Raw genomic sequence first — 19,130 nt, 5'->3', positions numbered from 1 at the left:
GCCCCTTTACACCCCGGCATCCCGGAACATTCTGTGCATGTCAACTTGGATGGCAGTGATGTCCAGGTTGCGCTTGGCGCGCGTGAGTGCGACATAGAGGAGGCGCTTCTCTTCCGTGTCCATCGTGTACTTGCCGTCGTCGTCCGTCTTGAACCTGAAGTCGCCGGCAATGCGGACCGAGTCGTACTCAAGGCCCTTGACCTGATGGATGGTCGAGACCACGTAATCGGCTTCGGACTCTGGGCTGACAGTGCTAAGCAGCTGGCGGACGTAGGGGATGCCTTCATCGTCGATCAGCTTGACGAACGGCTTCAGGTCTCGCCCGGCAAACGAGTCGGCGTAGTCCTGCACCTCCGACCAGTTGGCGAACAGGGATAGCGCGGTCGGATAGTCGGTCCGCTGGCCGCACATCAGCCGTTCGGCGCCGTCCAGGAAGGCCATGATGTCGCGGATATTGGCGCGGATCGCGACCTTTTCGCCGCGTTGGAGACCATCGGCGACATAGGACAGCACCGTTGCATTCTTGCGGCAAAGCACGGCGTTGACCTTCAGCTCGCTCGGCGAGATGTCCTTGTGGATACGCGATGCAATGCTGGCCTGGCCCCTGACGGGCACTTCCTCGTCCATCGTGCGCAGGATGCGGGTCGCCAGCGCAGCGATCGGCTCGCCAAAGCGGAAGGACAGCGTCAGCGCACGCTTCTGCGCCTTGATGTGGTCCATCGCGTTGACGGCACCGCGCCACTCGTAGATCTGTTGGTACGGGTCGCCGACATAGATCACCTGGGCCGATTGGCGTCGAAGCACCGAAAGCATCAGGCCGTTTGCGTCTTGCGACTCATCGAATAGGATGTAGTCGGCAGGGATGGTCGGCCGGCTCAACTGCCACAGCTTGACGTACACGTCGTGGGAGATAGCGCCCGGGGATTGGGGGTTTTGTGATTCCTCCCAGAGCTTGACGACCGAAGGCAGCAGCGCATGGCGTAGCGCTTCAGCCGCTTGCTCGGTGATCAGCGGATCGACCGGGATGTGCCAATCGAGCGGCGTCGGCTTGGCAGAGCCACAGAACCTGGCCAAGCCGTCTCGCACCATCCGGCCAAGCTTGGCGGAGGTCAGTTCAAGGTTCTTCCCGATCGTTGTCGGGACCTTGATAGGCTGTAGGCCGAATCGCTCTGCGAGGAGGTAGTTGGGCTCCAACGGATTACGGAGCTTCCGGGTGATGTCGGCCGATACGGATCTGTATGCCTGGGAGTTGACCGTTCCGCACCGCACGGACAAAGGGAACTTGCGCTTGGCCTCCTCCGCAATGAGGCGATTGAAGGCCAAATAGACACCACGAGCCCGCCCTTTGGCGGTCGAGACGAGGCCTAGGGTGGAGGTCTTGCCGGCGCCCGCACGAGCGTCAACCTTCAACGGTTCGCCATCCAAGGACGCATCAACGACAGCGGTTTGCTCTTCGGTAGGCTGCATGTCAGGCGAGGGTCAGTTGTGTGTCAACGAGAGACGCGCGAAACGCCGCATCCCTCTCCCGGATCGCCGCACGGCGGCGCTCGCCCTCGCCGGTTTGCTGCTCAACTACATAGATGAAGTTGTTGGGAGTGGTGGGGCCACGCCATGCTCGCCACGCTTCCTGGATGTGGGCACGAACGGCCGCCGGTTGGGCGAAGTACATGCTGCGACCTTTGCGCCAGTGTTTGGCCTGGAGCGCGCGCATACGCAGCTCCAGACTGTCGGAACGACGCTGGCGCAGGGCGATTTCGTCAGCGACGGTGCGTTGTGACTCGGCTATGTGCTCGGGAAACAGGGGATAGCGCGCACGCTCGCGGGCCTGCTTGCGAGCGAAAGCGGCCTCGCGGCGCGAGGTAAAATCGATCGGGTAGTAACGGAGATAACGTGTGAAGCGCATGTCGGAAAACCATCGGGATATGGTTCCAAGTTACCGGCATGGCTGCGAAGTCAATGGCGCCGGTTGAGCGAACTGGCCGGTACGATTTTGGGGCGGGCAACGACGATCGAATCAAGCAAAAGCTCGATATTCGCGTGGGCTTTCGCCGCATTCCCACACCACAGCACACGACATGCGAGAAGTTGAAATAGGCGGCCGCCCAAAGGCCGAACCCTGCTCCCAGTTTGGGGAGGCTGAAGACCAGGCACTGGCCAGCATTGAGGCGCAGGCCTTCGCGCGCATGCTGGATCGCGTCTTCTGGTTCCCGGAGCCGCATGTGCTGCGGTTCGAGGCGCGCGTGCATTCGGATTCGCAAGGCATACACCACACTGTGGTGGGGGTTGTTGGGCACGGCGGCGAAGCGTGGTTCAGCGAGGACCTCATTCCAGCTCGTTGGGACTATGTGGCGTTCAAGGAGATTGGCTGGAGCGTCTCCAAGCTACTACGCAACAAGCTCATCGCTGACGGCGTGCTTCGTGAGGACGCACCGGGCCTGCTGGCGGGGTTGATGCCAGACTTCTCAGGGATGCAAGAACCAGAGGAGAAGGACCACTATCGCTGGGCCGTCGTCAATCGCTTGCGGAGCGCTGCAATGACGCGGCCGATGCCAGGAAGGTGGTAGCGGGCTGGGCGCGCGTGCGCGCAGCTGCTGGAAAATGCAGAGCAACTGCGATATTCTGAAACGGTTTGCCGCGTCTACGACGCATCGATTTTGACCGCCATCTGGGCGGCCTACATCTTGTTTCCCCCACAGCTGTAGGGTCCGGTTTCATCTCCGACACTGCACGTGTCGGCCTATCGTTCGCATTCTGCGGCCGGTCTTTCCCTTGAACACCTGAGCGAACTTCGCTACGTCGCGGTGTGCCTACGCACGCCGATTCGTTAGCGCTGGTCGGTCAGGTCGTTCCATCTTCTTCCCCGCTGGGAGCCGTCCCAGCAGGGACGTCTCTCGTCCATTTTCTGGAGACGTTCCATGTTCAACGCCGTTATTCAGCGTTTCAAAGAAGCACAGCTCAAAGCCTTCGAAAGCTACCTGGTGGTGGCTCGTTTCGAACAGGAGGCCTTGCCAATCCTCGATCCATCGTTGCGTGCAACGCGGATCAGGAAAGAAGCTGAGGTAACACACGAGTTCGAGCTGTTCTGTGTGCGAATTGCACGTGCTGTTGTGGAGACTGTGCGCAGCAATGCTTCGACTAGTGTGGCATCGACTATCGATGTGGAATCGGAACTCCGGGTCGCTGAAGCCGACATCAAAGCCGCTCTGGCTATTGGCGCGGTCCCCGACATGGATGCCTTTTGCGCATCGCTGAACCAGCGCTTCAATGTGCGAGTTGGGGCTCTGCAATGAGCAGGGCAGCACAACGCCGGCACCTGGAGACCGCCGACGAACACCAAAAGGCCTTGGTCGATTTGATCAAGGCCTTCGGGTACCGTCACCGCGCAAGCGATGTGTTCTCCGACTTCGTTGAGATGTCCGCACTGAGCCTCAGCAATGCGGTCGATCTCGCTCAGCGAGACGGCCGAGAGGCTCGGTACATGGAGATCGTCAAGAAGTACACCAAAGAAGAAGTGGACCAGTTCCCGAAGATGCTTGGCCACCTCGTGCTCACTTACGAGCGCCGGATGACTGATGTCCTTCCCGGGTCGCCGGCGCCGGTCAGAGTCGCCGGTGGCTTTGGCGATGTGCTTGGTCACACCTACATGCTGCTTGAGCTGGGCAACGATAGGGCGGGGCAGTTTTTCACGCCCTATTCGGTATCCAGCATGATGGCTGCGATGCAGGTCAATGACCATGATCCGGACGTCGCGGAACATGGCTTCATCACCGTGATGGAGCCAACCTGCGGCGCTGGTGGCATGGTGATCGCAATGGCGGAGGCTATGCATCAGGCGGGCCACAACTACCAGACGGCCATGCATGCAACGTGCATCGATATCGATCCACGGTGCGTACACATGACGTATGTGCAGCTGGCCTTGCTCCATATCCCTGCGGTTGTCATCCTTGGCAACTCATTGATGCTTGAGGAGCGCGAGGTTTGGTACACACCAGCGCACGTGCTTGGCGGGTGGAACCGGAAACTGGCTGCGCGTGAGCGTAGCCAGGAAACCTCCCCGCCCGTTGATTCCGAACGCAATTTCGTGCCCGCAGAAATGGGTACGGTCCTGTCGATTCTGGAGGCGATTGAACCGCCGCAAGCGCCGGCCATCATTGAAGCGGTGCCGCAACAGCACGCTGAAATTGCCCGGCAACGTGAGCAATTGTCGTTGTTCTAGGTTGGCCACTGGCCGGCCTCGCGCAAGAGCGGGTCCCCATCTGCGGAGGGGGATCCGCTGTCTGGCACCGCAGACGTGTTTCCGGTATTCTCAAAGCTCACTCCGCGTCTTTGACGCATCGATCTCCTGATCGCAGGACGCGCAGCGTCTCGCGGTTGTCCGAGGGCCAGCGGTTCGGTGGCCCTCGCTTTCATTTTCCATCCCATCGGGAACCTGTTCCCGGTGCGGCAACGGGTTCCCCTTTTCCATCCCTGGAGAACCCACAAATGCAAGAAAACCAACAGAGCGTCACCGTCAAACTCGGCCAAATCCGGCCGGGCAAGAACCCCCGGAAGTACTTCGATCCCGCGAAAATGGCGGAGATCACGGAGTCCATCCGTGAGGATGGCGTAATTCAACCTGTACTGGTGCGCCCTCTTGAGGACGGCACCTACGAACTGGTCGCTGGCGAGCGCCGGTACCGTGGGGCGAAAGCTGCCTGCGGTGACGATTACGACATGCCCGTTGTCATCCGTGAGATGACGGAAGGGGAAGCGCGCCGGCTGGCGCTCATCGAGAACGTTCAGCGCGCCGACATGGCGCCGTCTGAAGAAGCCGTTGCGGCCGCGGACATCGTTGGGGACCTGAAAGGTGACCGCGATGAAGCTGCCCGCCAACTCGGCTGGCCGCGATCGACCCTCGACCGCCGGCTGGCGCTAATGAACTGCAGTCCTGCGGTGCTGGACGCGCTGAACACGCGTTCCATCCAGCTTGGGCATGCCGAGCTGCTTGCGACCCTGACGAAGGAAAAGCAGGACCTGTTCTTGCCGATCATTCTGCAAGAGAAAAAGACGGTGGCGGACCTCAAGAAGGCCATCGAACAAGCTGCCTGCAACCTGAAGGACGCGATCTTCGACAAGAGCGAGTGTGCGACATGCGCGCACAACTCGGAATTGCAGTCGGTGATGTTTTCCGAGGCGATTTCCTCCGGTAGCTGTACCAACCCGACCTGCTACAAGGGCAAGACCGAGACGCAGCTGGAAGGTATCTCGTACGGCCTGAAGGACGAATACCCGGTTATCCGTATCGTCCGCGCTGGCGACAACCACACGCGCGTGCAATTGCAGGTGGAGGGACCGACGGGAGTCGGTGCCGAACAGGCGAAAGCATGTCACGGCTGCCAGAATTTCGGCGCCGCGGTGAGTGGTCTGCCGGACAGCCTGGGCAAGGTCTTCCGTGGTCAGTGTTTTGATCCGTCCTGCAATGCCAAGAAGGTTGCAGCGAGGATCAAGGCCGAGCGCGCTGAAGCGCCGTCTACTGTTAAGGGCCCCAAAGCCGCGCCGGCCAAGGAGGGCGCGGACAAGGGCGGAAAGGCCGAACACGCGGCCACGTCGATTGCCGAGTCGGACAAGGTGAAGACCTACCGACAAGGGGTGTGGCGCAAGGCGCTACGCCGGGAGGTGGCGGCCAACGAAGCAACGGCCAACCACTATCTCCTCGCACTTTCGCTGTCCGGTCATGCACGCACCATCACCAGCGACAAGATGGGGACGCTCTTTGAACGGATCGCGGACGAGACCAGCTCTCCCACCGATCTCTCGAAGAACCTTATCTCTGTGGCCGGCCTGGCTACTGACAAGCGGCTCAATCTGACGATCTCGCTCGCGCTTGCCGCGATCGAAGGAATCGATGTGCCTGTCTTGACGTCGCTCTGCAAGTACCACGCGCTCGACCTGACCAAGCACTGGAACCTTCAGAAATCCAAGGATTTTCTGGAACTCCTGACCAAATCGGAGTTGAAGGCTCTCGCCGACGAGCTGGGCATGCGCAACGCGCTCGGCGATCGCTTTTCCAAGCTGTTCAACCAATCGAAGCTCGAAGTCATTGAGGCCCTCCTCAAGGTAGACGGGTTTGACTACACGGGCAAGGTGCCCAAGGTCTTGAAGTTCTGACCACGCCTCGCTTCCCCATCCCATTCATTTTCAAGGAAATCCCTATGTTTCAAGAACTGGTGCCGCTCGTGAAGGCGAGCGACAAGGTTGTTATCACCCTTTCAATGCAGGGTGACGAGATGACCGTGGTCGTCGCGCCGACCGTCAGCAAGCCGGACGACGCAGCCCTGGTTGCGCCGATTGCTCTGACGGCCACGCCGGCGGAGTTGGATGCTGAGTTTGCCAATGCGATCGGTGGTGTGACGCAGGCCCGCCAGGGTCTCGCCGAACAGGTCGAGTCCACGAAGGCGGTGATTCAAGCGGCTACCGCTGCTCAGTCGAACAAGGCGACCAAGGCCCTCGCGACATCCAATCGCGCCAATCCGAAGTTGCCGGCGCCCAAGTCGAAAGGCATGGACGACGACGATGACGATGGTGTGGTCGATGTTGAGGTCACTGAAACGACGTCCGGTAGCACGAGTTCGTCAGCTAAAGATGCGCAAGGCGACAAAAAATCGTCTGGCACCTCCCTCGCTGATCTGCTCGGTTAAGGAGAAGCCATGGCTATCACCATCAACACGGTCAAGCGCGAGTTTTCCTACAACGGCATGACGCTTGCCGATCCGGGAACGCAGTTCACTCCGGACCAAGTGCGCGACATGTACACCGCCCAGTATCCCGAACTCACCACGGCAGCCGTGGAGGGTCCGGAGTACAAGGGGGAAAACGCTGTGTACAAGTTCGTGCGTGCCGCGGGCGCAAAGGGCAACCATGCGTAAGCGCGATCTGATGAATGCGTTGGCCGATCCGGTCAGCATCAATGGAACTGAGAAACCGCCCGATAGGGCGGTTTTTCTACATGATGAGGAGGTGGAATCGTGTTGTTCGATTCTTGCCAAGGTTTATCAGGCTTCAGTGAAAGCCTCACCGGCGGGGCGGCATGTCGATTCGATTCCCCTGCCGGACATAGAGCTGCCGATGGTTTTCTAACACTCCCGGCCATTTCACAATGCGTTCCAGCGATTGCACGCCTTCGGCATACCGACGAGGGAGACCTTACCGGTCTGATACGGGCGCATTTCGAGGCTGGTCCGCTCTCGCCGCGCGACGCTCGCTCCAGCGGCAATGCTGGTGACATGTTCGCAGAGGCGATGTTCGCGTGGCTGCGGCGACGCACACCGACGTGCAAGCGGCTTCTGTTTGGGTTCGCTTTGCTCGACCAGGCGGCAGCACGCGATCAGGTCGATCAGTTTGGATGGGAGACGGACCTCTCGGCGCCGTTGTACTTGGCGATCGAGTTGCCTCATGAGCAGATCTTCGAGATTGGCGCACGGATGCACCCACTGCAGCGCGCCCACCCCGGGCTCTTGTGCTCTGTGATGGCGCTGATCAACGAAGCGTCCTGCAACTCGCTCTTCTTGCGCACACCGAGTTACTTCCTGGAGATGTTCGCCAGGTGGTGGTGGGATTGGGATGAGGGTGTGTCCGACGAGAACGCGAGGGAGAGTCTTGCTGATCGCCTTGGGGCTGACAGTGAGGACATCGAGCGCTACCTGCCTTCCAATGTTCGTCCGGTCCTGGCGCCGGAAGAAATGTTCCCCGAGCGCGGCAAGCGCAAGGGCCGGAAAGGCCCTCGGCGGTCCGTTCTCAAGAGGTCGGAGGTGCTGGAGCTGGCGCGTTCGTCAAGTCGCTGGATTCAGCGGGTATGCCGCGCGATGCTGCAGCTGGAAGATGCACTGCAGCGCGCCAAGGGCTCGAAGCTCTTCGAACATTCGCAATGGGCCGAACCTGCATATTCGGCCGCTTCCATTGCGGTGTTTTCCGAAGAGTGGATCGGCGAACTGCTGGATGACCATTTCGAATGCATTAGCAATAGCGGAGAGGCGACGATGTACCAGGTGCTGATTCCGCTGGCGAGCGACCCGCAACAGGTGCCCAAGCAGTATGAGGACCTGTCGCGCATGTTCGAGATCGTAAAGGCTCTCGACCAATTACTGACCATCATTTCACGATAGGAGGCCCCATGGCCAAGATCTTGACCGCCAGTCGGTCTCATGACGTGGCCCTGCAAGGGGCCATTTTGCTGTATGGGCCGGCCGAGGGGCAGTTCACATACTCGACGGCACACCGCATCACTCACGAGGCGGGGACTCGAAAGCCTGCAATCGGCCCGGGTGTTCCGCTCAATCGGCGAGCACTCATTCACGCTGTGACCCAGGTTGCTTTGTCAGCGTTGCCGAAGGGCGAGTTCCTGACGCCGAACGTACTGTCCGTGAGCACGCGCGCCGTAACGTGGTGGTGCCCGCCGGCGATTCGCCGGGTGTTCTTTCAATGCAAAGAATTGGGTACGCGCAGTGCGGTAGTGCCGCACCCGGGCTTGGTGTTCCAGGCGGCCAATGACGGGTTCAGCGTGTTTGCCTTGATGGAGGACGTCAGGCCGACGCCGGAATCCATGCTGCACGAGCCGCCGTACTTCAATACGTGGGACGTGGGAAGGATTTGCATCGGCTCTGCGCAGGTTCCGAAGCAGATCGATGTCGCTTCGATTGCCGGTTGGGAAGAAGCCTTCTTCTCGTCGGCCTTCACGCATCCAAACCGCGGCGCCCAACGCGTCAAGTTCGAAAGAGGTGTGTACGCCTTCTGGAAGGAGATGCTCGATGGCAACTTTGCCGAGTACCCGAAGGAAGTGCTCATTCCGTTGAAGAAATCGCTCGGTGATCTCATCGCCGGCAAAGTTGGAGGTTGAAATGCATCCGATGGACATGACGCTGCAAGCGTCTTTCCCGACGATCATGGTGCCGAAATTCGGTAGCCTGACACCATTGTCTGGTAGTGGTGAACGCCTGCTGGTGGGAACCAACGGCGTGTTCCTCGAAGTGGTTCGCCCGTGGCTGCGGGTAGTTCGCAAGATCGCAAGCTACGAAGTCGAAACTGCCGTCCCCTACGGGACTGTCAATGAGGAGACCGAGTTGCCATGCGGTCAACTTCCAGCTGAACTGGTTGGCCAGTTTGGCGAGATGGCGCGTGCGTCGATGCCGAACGAAACCGGTGCTTGGATCGTCTGGAATGGCGTCTCGTGCGAGTTCCGGCTCGTCCCTGTCGCAATCTTGGATCACGGCTCCGGACATCTGCGTTACGACCGGCCGGTGCTGCAGGAAAACGAGCACTTGGTCATGGACTGCCATTCCCATGGCACGTTTGAAGCCTTCTTCTCGGGAACCGACAATCAGGACGACAGGCACGACGTGAAATTTGCGTTCGTGCTGGGCAACTGCGCAAGCATTCGCCCGTCCATGGCGTTAAGGTTGTGCGTCAAGGGCATCTTCGAACGTGTCCACGACATACCGGCCGCCTGGAGGCAGAAGTTCGGCATTCGGGAGGTTGTGTGACCAAAATGACGCATAGCATCCCTCGCGCGATGACAGAGCGGGCATGGCGCATTGCTGTAGTAGGCGCCGGCGGAACGGGGAGTGCGGTTATCCCAAGTCTGGCGCGGCTCCATCACGCCATGCTCGAACTTGGCCATCCCGGTGGTATCGACTGTGTCGTCTATGACGATGACACGGTCAGTGAGAGCAACGTCGGCCGCCAGGGCTTCTATCCAGCGGATGTCGGTCGGCACAAGGCTGCTCTTCTGGTCAATCGGTTGAATGTGCTCATGGGCACCAACTGGCAGGCGGAAGTGCAGCGTATCAATGCCAATGATCGGTTCTGCTGTGATTTGGTCGTTGGATGTGTGGATACGAGGGCGGCGCGAAAGGCCATCCTCAAGGCCATGCAACGCGGCACGGGCGGCTACTATCTCGATTGCGGCAATGAGACCGATCGTGGTCAAGTCATCCTTGGCCAAGTTCGCGGCCGGGCTGAACATCGCCTACCTCACGTCGGCGACCTGTTTCCTGAGCTGATTGATCCGAAGCGCGATGCAAAGGACACGGCGCCGTCTTGTTCGATGGAGGATGCGCTGCGCAAGCAGTCGCTGGTCATCAACCAGGCGATTGCAGTGCAAGCCTTCAATTTGCTTTGGACATTGTTCCGCACCGGGACGCTGCAGTACAGCGGTGTGTTTGTAAATCTCGAAGCGGGGCGCACGAGTCCGCTCCCGGTAGACCCGGAGGCATGGGCGCGATTCGGGTACGTGCCGAGTATGCGCAAGGCGCAGAAGCCGCCGCGAATTGCTGCTTGATTGAACATGGCCATCCTCCGAAGGATGGCCTTTTTTCTTTCTGAGCGGCATTGAGAGTCGACCGGGATGTTGTGCTGCAGCCGCTGCGCGAGGTTGCCTAGGAGTGCGCAGAACGTGCCTCTGGTGCGTGTTCCTTTGCATCGAATATCCTGCCTTCTTATCTCGCGCTTCTCGCGCATCGATTCCGCGCCACACGGTGCTACCAACAGGCCTTGCCACGTTCTTCGGGGCATCTTGGCTTTCATCCCACCGGGAACTCATTCCCGGTGCGGGCATGGGTTGCCTCGCATTGACGCCGAGATAGAGCGCACCAACGCGGAGCTGGATGCGCACATTGCCCAGTCCACGGCTTCCGCCGAGCAGAGCGCGGATCTGCTCGCCCTGCTTGGGCAGGTGAAAGCCAAGAAGGTGCCGTTGCCCGCCCAGGCAGAGGCACAGATCAGGAAGATTGCCGATGTTGCTCGCGAGAGGACAGCATTGAATTCTCGTCGTCAGCAGACCAGTTCAATGCCTTCCAGACAGCAGTTCGTCGGAAGCGACAAGCTGTCCAGCGACAGCGATGATTTTGATCTCTGGCTGTACATGGCGACAGATGTTCCGACCAGCCTGAGAACGCTGCTACTCAGTGCGCTCAACTCGTATCATCATGGCATGCCGACTGATTCACATGGACAATTCTCGGGCGCTGGGACGTCCGGGAACTGGGGCGATGACGCTCCGGATCAGAGAGCCTCGGATGCTGCTGCAGCTGCCATGGGGCTCGAAGCGCTGGCTATCTCGACAGATGACAGTCTCGGGCGCTACTCCTGACACGTTCGAAATCTTGAGCAAGCGGGGACGCGAGATGATCGAAGAGGCGAAGAGCGAGAACGCACCGAGCTTCTTCCTGCCGCCTGGGGGGAGCAGCTACTGCCGGACGCGTCCTCGGTGAAGTGCTCGCAGTGCCAGTGTTCGGATAGTGGGCCGGCCAAGCCCATACCCGATGCCAGCCATTGAATCCGAAGAAAGGCGGCAGAAAAAACAGGGCTCTTGTCGATCATTCTGTTCTGCGCGACAGACATAATCGTGTTGCGGCGGTGCCAAGGTTTGCGCGCACAACGCCGTTGCCCCCAAAGGGTTTGCAACTCCTGACCAGGAACATGTTCCTGGCAGTGCAGAACACACAAGAACCTGGATTTCTCTATGGATTACCTCCTCGGTCATATTTGGCAGATTGTGGGTGCAATCGCAGTGATCAGTATCGCAGCAGCCTACCGCCAAGTGCTCTGGCTGTTTGGCGTCATCATCGTCCCCGATGACAGCATTGGCGTCGTGACGAAGAAATTCGTTCTCTTCGGCTCAAACCGCAGTCTCCCCGACGGGCGCATCTTGGCGCTGACCGGCGAAGCTGGTTACCAGGCGGACACGCTCGCCCCGGGCCTCCATTGGGCGCTCTGGCCGTGGCAGTACGCAGTTGAGCTGAAGAAGTTCGTGACGATCCCGGTGGGGAAGGTTGGGGTCGTCGAAGCCTGTGACGGCCATCCTCTGCCGAGCGGCCGCATTCTTGCGAAACGCATCAACTGCGACATGTTTCAGGACGCGCGGCAGTTCCTCGAGGGAGATGGCCAACGTGGCCCGCAGATCGATGTAATTCCGCCGGGCACGTATCGGGTCAATCCCCTGCTGTTCAAGGTCACGCTCGCGGATACCATCACGATCCCGCCCAGCCAGATCGGCGTCGTGGAAGCCCGTGACGGCTCACCGTTGCCGGCGGGCCGCGTAATCGCCAAGCAGGTAGTGTGTGACTCCTACCAGGATGGCGCTTCGTTCCTGGAAAACGGTGGTGAGCGTGGGCCGCAGAGTGGCATCATCGCCCCGGGTTCCTATCGCATCAACCCGGTACTCTTCGATGTCAATGTGGCCGAAGTGGTGGACATTCCCGACAACAAAGTCGGCATCGTGACTACGCGCGAAGGCAAGCCCTTGGGGCGGGGCGAAATCGCTGGCCCGGAAGTGCCTGACCACAACATGTTCCAGAATCCGCAGGCGTTCATCCAGAACGGGGGCTGCAAGGGTTTGCAGGAACAGGTGCTCCTCGCCGGCCGCTACTTCATCAACCCGCGCTTCGCCACCGTTGACGTCGTCGATATGACCGAGGTACCGATTGCCCACGTCGGCGTGGTGATCGCCTATGTCGGCAACGAGGGACGGGACGTTTCCGGCGATTCCTTCAAGCATGCCAACCTCGTCTCGCGTGGTGAGAAGGGAGTATGGGCCGAGCCGCTCGATCCGGGCAAGTATCCGATCAATCCCTACACCCACAAGATCCGCAATGTGCCGACCGCAAACGTCGTGCTGAACTGGGCGGCAGGGAAATCGGAGGCCCACAAGCTCGACGCCAATCTGTCGACCATCACGGTACGCTCGGCAGATGGCTTCAAGTTCAACCTCGATGTCAGCCAGATCATCCACATTCCGCGCAACGATGCTCCGAAGGTCATTGCCCGATTCGGTGATATGTCCGCGCTGGTGACGCAGGTCCTTGAACCGACCATTGGCAACTACTTCCGTAACAGCGCCCAGGCCTCCGACATCATCGACTTCCTGCGTGAGCGGTCGAAGCGTCAGGACGACGCCCGAAAGGCCATCGGTGACGCGCTGGCTGAGTACAACGTCGGCGCGGTTGACACGCTGATCGGCGACATCGTGCCACCCGAGCAGCTGATGCAGACCCTGACCGACCGGAAGCAGGCCGAGCAGGAGAGAGTCACGTTCGAAACCCAGAAGCAAGCCCAAGCCGTCCGTCAGGAGCTGGAGCAAGCGACGGCCCTGGCCAATACCCAGGCGAAGGTGGTCGACGCAGAGCGTCAGGTGTCCATCTCGGAGTTCAACGCTCGGGCGGCGGTGAAGCAGGCCGAGGGTGAAGCGCAAGCTAAGACGATCAACGCGGAAGCGGACGCCAAGGTGGTCAGGCTGGTGGGTGAAGCGGAGGCCGCGAAGGTCGAGGCCATCGGTACCGCGGAGGCCAGCGTCATCAAGCAGAAGATCGACTCGATGGAGAGCGGCAACTACGCCGTCGTCCAGGTCGCGGAGGCGCTTGCCGGCTCCGGGATGAAGCTGGTGCCGGATGTCGTTGCAACCGGCGGCAGCGGTAGTGGTGGCGGTACTCTCGTGGAAGTGCTGCTGGCCAATCTGATTCGCGATGGCATGCACAAGGGAAGTGGTCTGCCCTTGAATGGCGAGTCAGCGGTCAAGCCCGAAGCCCTCCCGGCCCCCTAAGCCAGCGCGATGAACGCGGGGAGACATAACATCGGGACGGAGCATTGGCGTGGTGCCGGGGCGCCTTTTCTGCGTCAGCGCGCGAAGCGGGGATTGGGCCGACTGTTACTGACGGCCCTGATGTCAGCTCCAAGCGTTGCGCTCGTGTTGGCGGATCAACTGGTTTCGGCCACGCACGAACTGGAGCTGGTGCTCTTCAATACGCTGCTTGCCAGCACGCCGGGCCCGATCGCGGAGGAGGTCTATCGAGCGATCGCCGGTGCCGAGAGCACCATTCGCGTGCTGCAGCGGTCGATGTTTGCGGCTCTTGTCGTGGCCACAGGCTTGGGGGCGGTGGGTGTCTTCCAGGTCTGGCGCGGTCCTCGCAAGCGAGCAGATGAGCCTCGCCGTGCTTAAGCTCCCGGTGATGGCGGCGCCGTGTCGAGTTGAGGTCGTGGGCGTGCCACCAGTGCGCCCACGGCCTTTGCCGTGCGAAGTCGCGCGTCTGCGTTGTGAGAGCGTACGAACGACCATTCGGAATGTCTGGTGCACACAATGAACCCCGAACCCAAGCCCAAAAAGCCACTCAGGTGGCGGATTCTCGCCCTCATGGTGCAATGCGCCGCCGTGGCGATCGCACTGAATGCGGTGCTGGTGCTATTTGGCGTCATCTCGAATCCCGCAGAGCAACGCCGCGAAGTTGATGCCGTGACGTACCGCATCCTGGCGGACGGCTATACGGCGGGCTCACCCGTGTACCGCGCAGCCGTTCGTGATGCGGTGAAAGAGCGTGGGGCGATCATGCTCGCTGATCGGGAGCGGCTGATGGGCATGTGGGCCAAGGCCGCGCCGGTTGGATATGGCGTGCCCGCTGCTATTGGGCCGCGCGAAACCGAGCGAGCGCGCCTTCTGCGCCTTGTGAAAGGCGAATCAAACTAACACTGCCAACAGTTTGCGACTACGTAGACCGGCTAGGAACTTCTTTCGGCGTGTGTGCGCTTCGCGCGTCGGCTACGCAGGTAGAAGGAAAGGGTGAATAAAACAAGGGCGCAGGCTATGCCAACAACACTACTTGGCCAAATCGGATTGGCACTCATCGGAGTGCTCTTCATGTCGGCTTTCAGCCTGGGGGTGATTGCACCATTCAATCGATCGGTTTCATTGGGCGTGATCGCCCTGTGCATTGCGGCGGCAGTCGCATCGTTCGTCATACCGGGATAGGAAAAACGCCGGCTGCGCCGGTAGAAGGAAACAGACCATGTCAATTGCGAACAACAGTACCGATCCGCAGCACCTGCTGGGGCACCTGGCCAGCCAGCCTGTCGCAGCACCGTTCAAAGTGGATTTGTCGAAGCCGACCGACTTGGTTGAAGCGATGTTCGGGCCAGGCGCCAAGATCGTGCATCCGTGCGATGCATTTGCGCGCCGGGCAGGGTGTGCGGACTGGGCGTCTGCGGTGCAGGCGATGAAGGCAGGCAAGGTGCTGGTCGCGCAGGGCCCCAAGGTTGGAAAGTCGATGATGGACCTGATGATGTTCATTGAACAGGTTCGTTCCGAAGGACTCCATTCCTACGCAGACGACCTTGGCCGGATCTGGCTGGGGCTGAAAGAGAACTTTCCGCAGTCCGTGCTCGACCGGCAAGAGCAGGAACAGCATCTGCGTGACCTTCTCATTGGGCGGTAGAAAGAAACATGCCGAGTCGCCGGCCGCCACACTGGGACGAACCACTCTCGCCGCTGTGTGAACACGGCAACGGCTATAGCTGCAAGCATTGCCGCGAAGTGCTTCCTTTCCCGACAGAGCCGTTGCCTCACCAGACCGGGCATCGCCCCAGCGGGAGCAAGCACATTCGCAAGGTGGCGGCCTACAGGACCAGTGATAAGTGCGAAGGAAAGACGCCGGCACCGCGCGGGCTGACGAAATAGGACAACGACGATGAATGCAAAATATGCGCTGCCGGGGTTAGTTGATGCGGTTGGTAGTCTTTTGTGGATGCAGGTTGATCGCTATTCGTTTAGTTCGTACTGGTGGGTTTCAACGCTGATCGCTTTGCTGGTTGCCATGGCCTGGATGGTGGCAGACGGTAAGGCGGAAGGTTGATCGGAAGAACGGATAATGCGTGAGCACGTTGAAATGCAGCTCGGCGAGTGGTTCGTGCGCTTGTTCTGCAAGCTGATCGCACTCGGCGCCGCGATATGCGGGGCTGGTGGCTTCGCGATTATCGGGATGCGGACCATCCTGCCGCTGCTGGATGATGGCAGGTACGTCGAGACCGCGTGCGCAGCCATCGCGTGTGTCGCAGTGCTGTACGGACTCACTCCACTCGCTTTGGCCGTGGACGGATCGCTTCTCCATGCCTTCGGCATGGAGCCGTTGAAAGGGCTTCGACAGGACCCGAATCAAGAGCGATAGAGGGAAAGCCTCGGACGCCTGATCTGATCGTTGCCGCTGTGAAGGCAACAGTCGGACCCGAAAGGGGGTAGCCGGCCGGTGCCTTTTCGGGGATGCTGCGAGTTTTTCAAAATGCGTGTCGACGGCCCCTTTCCGGCGCCAAAGCAAGCTGCTACGATGCCCTTGCTTTCCGCGTCTTAGGCGCATCGATTCACACCAGTCTTTGGCTGGTATCTCTTCTCCCCCCCTTACGGGCCCTCACGCCCGTAGGTGTGATGGGCCCGTTTTTTTCGAGGCCCATCATGTTCAAGTCCTTTTTCTCCGCTGCTCTCGTCGCCTTCTGCGTTCTAGCATCTGGATGCGCTCTTCAATAGAGCTCGCCCGACGTCTACCGCGGCATGGAAGTCATGCGCCGCGGTGATGCCGAGCAGGTCACTGTTGTTCGCGTTCGCAATGTCACGATCACTGGTGACGATGGCTACATGTCCGCATCAAGCGGCATGCCCGGTCTCATCGGGGCAGGCATCAGCGCATTCCTCGGTGGCCGTTCCATCGGTAACGGCAATGGCCGCTATGTCGCCGGCGCAGTCTCCGGCGCCGTGGGCGGTGTGATCACGCAGCAAGTCTCCCAGGTGCTGAACAAGCGCCCGGGCGTAGAAGTCATCGTTCGCACGGATGCTGGGCGAACGTTGGTCGTTACCCAGGATGCCACGCAGCAGTTTGTGGCTCGGGAGCGTCTGTACATGATCTCCAGCGCGGCGGGCTTTCGCCTGACCCGCTGATCCTCTTGGTGGCCGCCGCAAGGCGGTCACCGCCCTGTTGGCGCTGCCAACGCTGCTCCCCCTCCACTCAATGGCCACCCCAACCACAGACGATCTGGCTGTCTATCGTCGGGATCACCGGACGCTGGAAGTCTTCAGCCACCTGACGCGTGGCCGCTGTTCCACCGTCTTCTTCTTCGAATTCAGTTCGCATCCCTCGATCGTTCCGTTCCTGATTCCCAGCTACATGCAGGGCATCACGACGGAGTTGATCCGGGAGGCGGGCCAACAATTCTTGCAACGCGAGGCGGCAGTACTGCCCGTCTAGCCGACCCATCATGAGCGAACAAAATCTCATCCGCTGCACTTCCTCGAAGTACCCAAATCCCGGCGAGGCGAGCGACGCTCTCTCGGGTTCCAGCTGCGTCCCGGGCTTTCGCTTCGGGTATGTCGATCAGGATCACCGAGTGGTGGTGTTCTTCGATGACGCACACCCGGAGAAACCTCTGCCCGAACGCAAGGGGCTGTTGCGCGTCACCGCGCGTGTTCCGCTGCCGCAGCTCCAGCGCTAGTCCGCGGCGCTCCATCCCATAGCAAGCCCGAGAGGGCTTGCCCAACTGCCAACAGTTGGGCAAGCGCTTTTGATCGCGTCACCGACGCATCGAGCTTTGTCTGGCATGCCCAGACCATACCCATCGCGGGACACCGTCCCGCTGGGGTTGGTGTACCGCACTCTTTCATAGGACACCAACGATGAAGATTCCTCAATCCTTTACCCGAAGCCGCTGCCCGTCGAACACGGCCGCCGGCGCAATCCTGCAACGTGATGCTTCACGCGTTCTGCGTCGCGTCGCCAATGACCTGGCGCTGCGTCAACGGGAATATTCGATCCGCACGCGTCGCCAGCGTCGCCGCCTGGTCGACGTCTTCGCGCTGCACACCGACGCGCTGTACTTCGAAATCTCGCACGCGCCGGCGGACCCGAAGGTGTTGGTCCGCTATCGCACCTGCGCCGGCCGTCACGATCTTGGCGGCGGCCGCAACAACGCCGTCTGCCTGGAGTCGCTGGCATCGCCGGAAGGTTACAGCCAGCTTCTGGCCAACCTGCGATTCGTTGCCGGCCGCCGTGGCTAAAGCGAGGCCGCCATGTCCAAACTCATCAAGGTCATTCTGCGCTCGACCAGCGGGGACGAGACATCTGGAAGGGCAGCCATCCAGGCTGACACCGATGTTGTCGTGTTGCCCAACCGGTTGGTGCAGCAGATCGAGTCGGCCAAGGCCGCAGGCGAGGCGTACGTCCTCGTTGCTGCCGAGGATGGCTACGAAATGCCGCTCGTGCACGTCGAAGCGGCGACGTTTCGCTTGAACCGCAAGGGCCGGGCGCGCAAGTCGTTGTGGAGCGTGGTGCGAAGCGCACTTCTCGCGCCAACGCGCGATCAGCGCCAGCAGTACGGTCGTTTCGCTCATACGCTGTCGGCCGCGGCGCTGATCGGTGCTGCCAGCTATTTCAGTGGCAGTCGCGCTTGGACGCTGGGTGCCGTGTCCGATGTCGCTACGTTGATCGCCGTCACTGTTGTACTATTTGTAGTAGGCGCTGTTTTGTCCAAAGGAGACTGACCATGACGCTCGGAATGTTCGCCGCTGTCGTCACGACATTGATCGCGGCATATCTGCTGTGGGCCGACCGACGTGGTCGTCAGCTCAACAACGACTAGCGATTGCTCGACGCTGGCCCAGCCAGCCACACCAAATGACGCACCCATTCGTGGGTGCGTTTTTTTTGCCGTTTCGGCTTTGGCCGAAGCGGCAAAAGCCCTCTTAAGGAGGCTCAACCATGATTTCAATCCGTTCACCCGAATGCCAGGCGTTGGCATACAACTGTAAGCTTGACCCCCTCGGGGCAAGCGTTCTCATGTCGCTCTCGCGCGTCTTGTCGTCGGTTGACCCGATCGGCAGCCGGGAGCTGCAGGAGCGTGCCGAATGGGCGGCAGAACTTGCAGGAATGCAGGCCATCGATAGCGACCGCATTCCGGTCTTTGTAGCCGATGGCGGCTCGCTTGAGATGCACTTTCGCGATGGCCGCCGGCAGGGAAAGGAAGATGACGAATACGCCGAGCGTCACCCACCGACCGTTTGGTTTGGCAGGTGGCGAATGGACTTTGACGGTCTGCGCGAAACACGCGCGAGCGTTGCGCAGTCGCCAGCAGGCTACCTCCCGGGGCTGGAAGTCTCGTACCAAGGCGGAGATTGCGACGTGCATTACGGTGAAGCCGTGCCGACGCTTGAAGAGGCTGTTGCAGTCGCAAAGGAGCGCGAGAGCAATTGGCACCAGGCTGACGATTAAATCTCCACCTCAAGTCGCAGGATGGTCGTCAGTCATTGACGCCGCCGCATCACCATTTCATCCAACAACCCACGCGGGGTG

Annotated in this window: 26 protein-coding genes; 24 read left to right on the top strand and 2 right to left on the bottom strand. The window is 60.4% G+C overall.

From position 1 onward, the window contains the following. Window positions 1–6 precede the first annotated feature (6 nt). Both ACUXH0_RS15240 and ACUXH0_RS15235 read right to left on the bottom strand, forming a co-directional pair. Window positions 7–1,467: a 3'-5' exonuclease gene (locus ACUXH0_RS15240; RefSeq protein ID WP_012435669.1), complete on the bottom strand. Its 1,461-nt coding sequence runs from the start codon at window positions 1,465–1,467 to the stop codon at window positions 7–9. A 1-nt stretch (window position 1,468) separates the two neighbouring features. Continuing rightward, entirely contained in the window at window positions 1,469–1,903 is a 435-nt protein-coding gene (locus tag ACUXH0_RS15235) for a hypothetical protein (protein WP_012435670.1), read from the bottom strand. Window positions 1,904–2,075: 172 nt separating this feature from the next. On the opposite strand from ACUXH0_RS15235, the gene ACUXH0_RS15230 reads away from it, so the two are divergent. The 24 genes from ACUXH0_RS15230 (at window position 2,076) to ACUXH0_RS15115 (ending at window position 19,049) form a co-directional block, all read left to right on the top strand. Beyond that, complete coding sequence (locus ACUXH0_RS15230; RefSeq protein WP_012435671.1) at window positions 2,076–2,564, top strand: hypothetical protein; 489 nt, start codon at window positions 2,076–2,078, stop codon at window positions 2,562–2,564. A gap of 351 nt (window positions 2,565–2,915) precedes the next feature. Beyond that, window positions 2,916–3,290: a hypothetical protein gene (locus ACUXH0_RS15225; RefSeq protein WP_012435674.1), complete on the top strand. Its 375-nt coding sequence runs from the start codon at window positions 2,916–2,918 to the stop codon at window positions 3,288–3,290. A 53-nt stretch (window positions 3,291–3,343) separates the two neighbouring features. Continuing rightward, window positions 3,344–4,219: an N-6 DNA methylase gene (locus ACUXH0_RS15220; RefSeq protein ID WP_253916036.1), complete on the top strand. Its 876-nt coding sequence runs from the start codon at window positions 3,344–3,346 to the stop codon at window positions 4,217–4,219. A gap of 266 nt (window positions 4,220–4,485) precedes the next feature. Continuing rightward, window positions 4,486–6,150, top strand: a complete 1,665-nt coding sequence (locus tag ACUXH0_RS15215; protein ID WP_012435676.1) for a PRTRC system ParB family protein — start codon at window positions 4,486–4,488, stop codon at window positions 6,148–6,150. Window positions 6,151–6,194: 44 nt separating this feature from the next. Then, entirely contained in the window at window positions 6,195–6,680 is a 486-nt protein-coding gene (locus ACUXH0_RS15210; RefSeq protein WP_012435677.1) for a PRTRC system protein E, read from the top strand. A 9-nt stretch (window positions 6,681–6,689) separates the two neighbouring features. Next, entirely contained in the window at window positions 6,690–6,908 is a 219-nt protein-coding gene (locus ACUXH0_RS15205) for a PRTRC system protein C (RefSeq protein ID WP_012435678.1), read from the top strand. Then, window positions 6,901–7,119: a hypothetical protein gene (locus tag ACUXH0_RS15200; protein WP_012435679.1), complete on the top strand. Its 219-nt coding sequence runs from the start codon at window positions 6,901–6,903 to the stop codon at window positions 7,117–7,119. The genes ACUXH0_RS15205 and ACUXH0_RS15200 overlap by 8 nt, the downstream gene beginning before the upstream one ends. A gap of 11 nt (window positions 7,120–7,130) precedes the next feature. Then, entirely contained in the window at window positions 7,131–8,144 is a 1,014-nt protein-coding gene (locus ACUXH0_RS15195; protein ID WP_225694731.1) for a PRTRC system protein F, read from the top strand. An 8-nt stretch (window positions 8,145–8,152) separates the two neighbouring features. Beyond that, the gene (locus ACUXH0_RS15190) at window positions 8,153–8,875 is read left to right on the top strand and encodes a PRTRC system protein B (protein WP_012435681.1); all 723 of its coding nucleotides are present in this window, start codon (window positions 8,153–8,155) and stop codon (window positions 8,873–8,875) included. Between the two features lies 1 nt (window position 8,876). Next, window positions 8,877–9,518: a PRTRC system protein A gene (locus ACUXH0_RS15185; protein ID WP_012435682.1), complete on the top strand. Its 642-nt coding sequence runs from the start codon at window positions 8,877–8,879 to the stop codon at window positions 9,516–9,518. Window positions 9,519–9,523: 5 nt separating this feature from the next. Further along, on the top strand, window positions 9,524–10,315 hold the full coding sequence (locus tag ACUXH0_RS15180) for a PRTRC system ThiF family protein (RefSeq protein WP_029674028.1): 792 nt from the start codon (window positions 9,524–9,526) through the stop codon (window positions 10,313–10,315). 279 nt (window positions 10,316–10,594) lie between these two features. Then, the gene (locus ACUXH0_RS15175) at window positions 10,595–11,125 is read left to right on the top strand and encodes a hypothetical protein (protein WP_021197371.1); all 531 of its coding nucleotides are present in this window, start codon (window positions 10,595–10,597) and stop codon (window positions 11,123–11,125) included. A 372-nt stretch (window positions 11,126–11,497) separates the two neighbouring features. Next, window positions 11,498–13,573, top strand: a complete 2,076-nt coding sequence (locus tag ACUXH0_RS15170; RefSeq protein WP_012435685.1) for an SPFH domain-containing protein — start codon at window positions 11,498–11,500, stop codon at window positions 13,571–13,573. Between the two features lie 120 nt (window positions 13,574–13,693). Continuing rightward, window positions 13,694–13,969, top strand: coding sequence for a hypothetical protein (locus tag ACUXH0_RS15165; protein ID WP_225694722.1), 276 nt, complete (start codon window positions 13,694–13,696; stop codon window positions 13,967–13,969). 138 nt (window positions 13,970–14,107) lie between these two features. Continuing rightward, a complete protein-coding gene (locus ACUXH0_RS15160) occupies window positions 14,108–14,491 on the top strand; it encodes a hypothetical protein (protein WP_012435687.1) in 384 nt (127 codons plus the stop codon). Between the two features lie 319 nt (window positions 14,492–14,810). Continuing rightward, window positions 14,811–15,236, top strand: a complete 426-nt coding sequence (locus tag ACUXH0_RS15155) for a hypothetical protein (protein ID WP_012435688.1) — start codon at window positions 14,811–14,813, stop codon at window positions 15,234–15,236. A gap of 252 nt (window positions 15,237–15,488) precedes the next feature. Next, window positions 15,489–15,653 carry a hypothetical protein gene (locus ACUXH0_RS15150; protein ID WP_012435690.1) on the top strand — a complete coding sequence of 55 codons (165 nt, stop codon included), beginning with the start codon at window positions 15,489–15,491 and terminating at the stop codon, window positions 15,651–15,653. A gap of 15 nt (window positions 15,654–15,668) precedes the next feature. Continuing rightward, the gene (locus tag ACUXH0_RS15145) at window positions 15,669–15,965 is read left to right on the top strand and encodes a hypothetical protein (protein ID WP_012435691.1); all 297 of its coding nucleotides are present in this window, start codon (window positions 15,669–15,671) and stop codon (window positions 15,963–15,965) included. 461 nt (window positions 15,966–16,426) lie between these two features. After that, complete coding sequence (locus tag ACUXH0_RS15140; protein ID WP_225694730.1) at window positions 16,427–16,726, top strand: glycine zipper 2TM domain-containing protein; 300 nt, start codon at window positions 16,427–16,429, stop codon at window positions 16,724–16,726. 70 nt (window positions 16,727–16,796) lie between these two features. Then, window positions 16,797–17,033 (top strand): hypothetical protein, encoded by a 237-nt coding sequence (locus ACUXH0_RS15135; protein WP_012435693.1) that lies wholly within the window; start codon window positions 16,797–16,799, stop codon window positions 17,031–17,033. A 10-nt stretch (window positions 17,034–17,043) separates the two neighbouring features. Continuing rightward, window positions 17,044–17,277 carry a hypothetical protein gene (locus ACUXH0_RS15130; protein WP_012435694.1) on the top strand — a complete coding sequence of 78 codons (234 nt, stop codon included), beginning with the start codon at window positions 17,044–17,046 and terminating at the stop codon, window positions 17,275–17,277. Between the two features lie 181 nt (window positions 17,278–17,458). Further along, complete coding sequence (locus tag ACUXH0_RS15125) at window positions 17,459–17,839, top strand: hypothetical protein (RefSeq protein WP_012435695.1); 381 nt, start codon at window positions 17,459–17,461, stop codon at window positions 17,837–17,839. A gap of 12 nt (window positions 17,840–17,851) precedes the next feature. Further along, window positions 17,852–18,322 (top strand): hypothetical protein, encoded by a 471-nt coding sequence (locus ACUXH0_RS15120; protein ID WP_012435696.1) that lies wholly within the window; start codon window positions 17,852–17,854, stop codon window positions 18,320–18,322. A 295-nt stretch (window positions 18,323–18,617) separates the two neighbouring features. Next, complete coding sequence (locus ACUXH0_RS15115) at window positions 18,618–19,049, top strand: hypothetical protein (protein WP_021197375.1); 432 nt, start codon at window positions 18,618–18,620, stop codon at window positions 19,047–19,049. Window positions 19,050–19,130 lie beyond the last annotated feature (81 nt).

It is taken from the genome of Ralstonia sp. 110700041-2, from assembly GCF_056280165.1.
The sequence above is the reverse complement of the archived record's forward strand: the minus strand, read 5'-3'. Positions and strand labels throughout refer to the sequence as shown.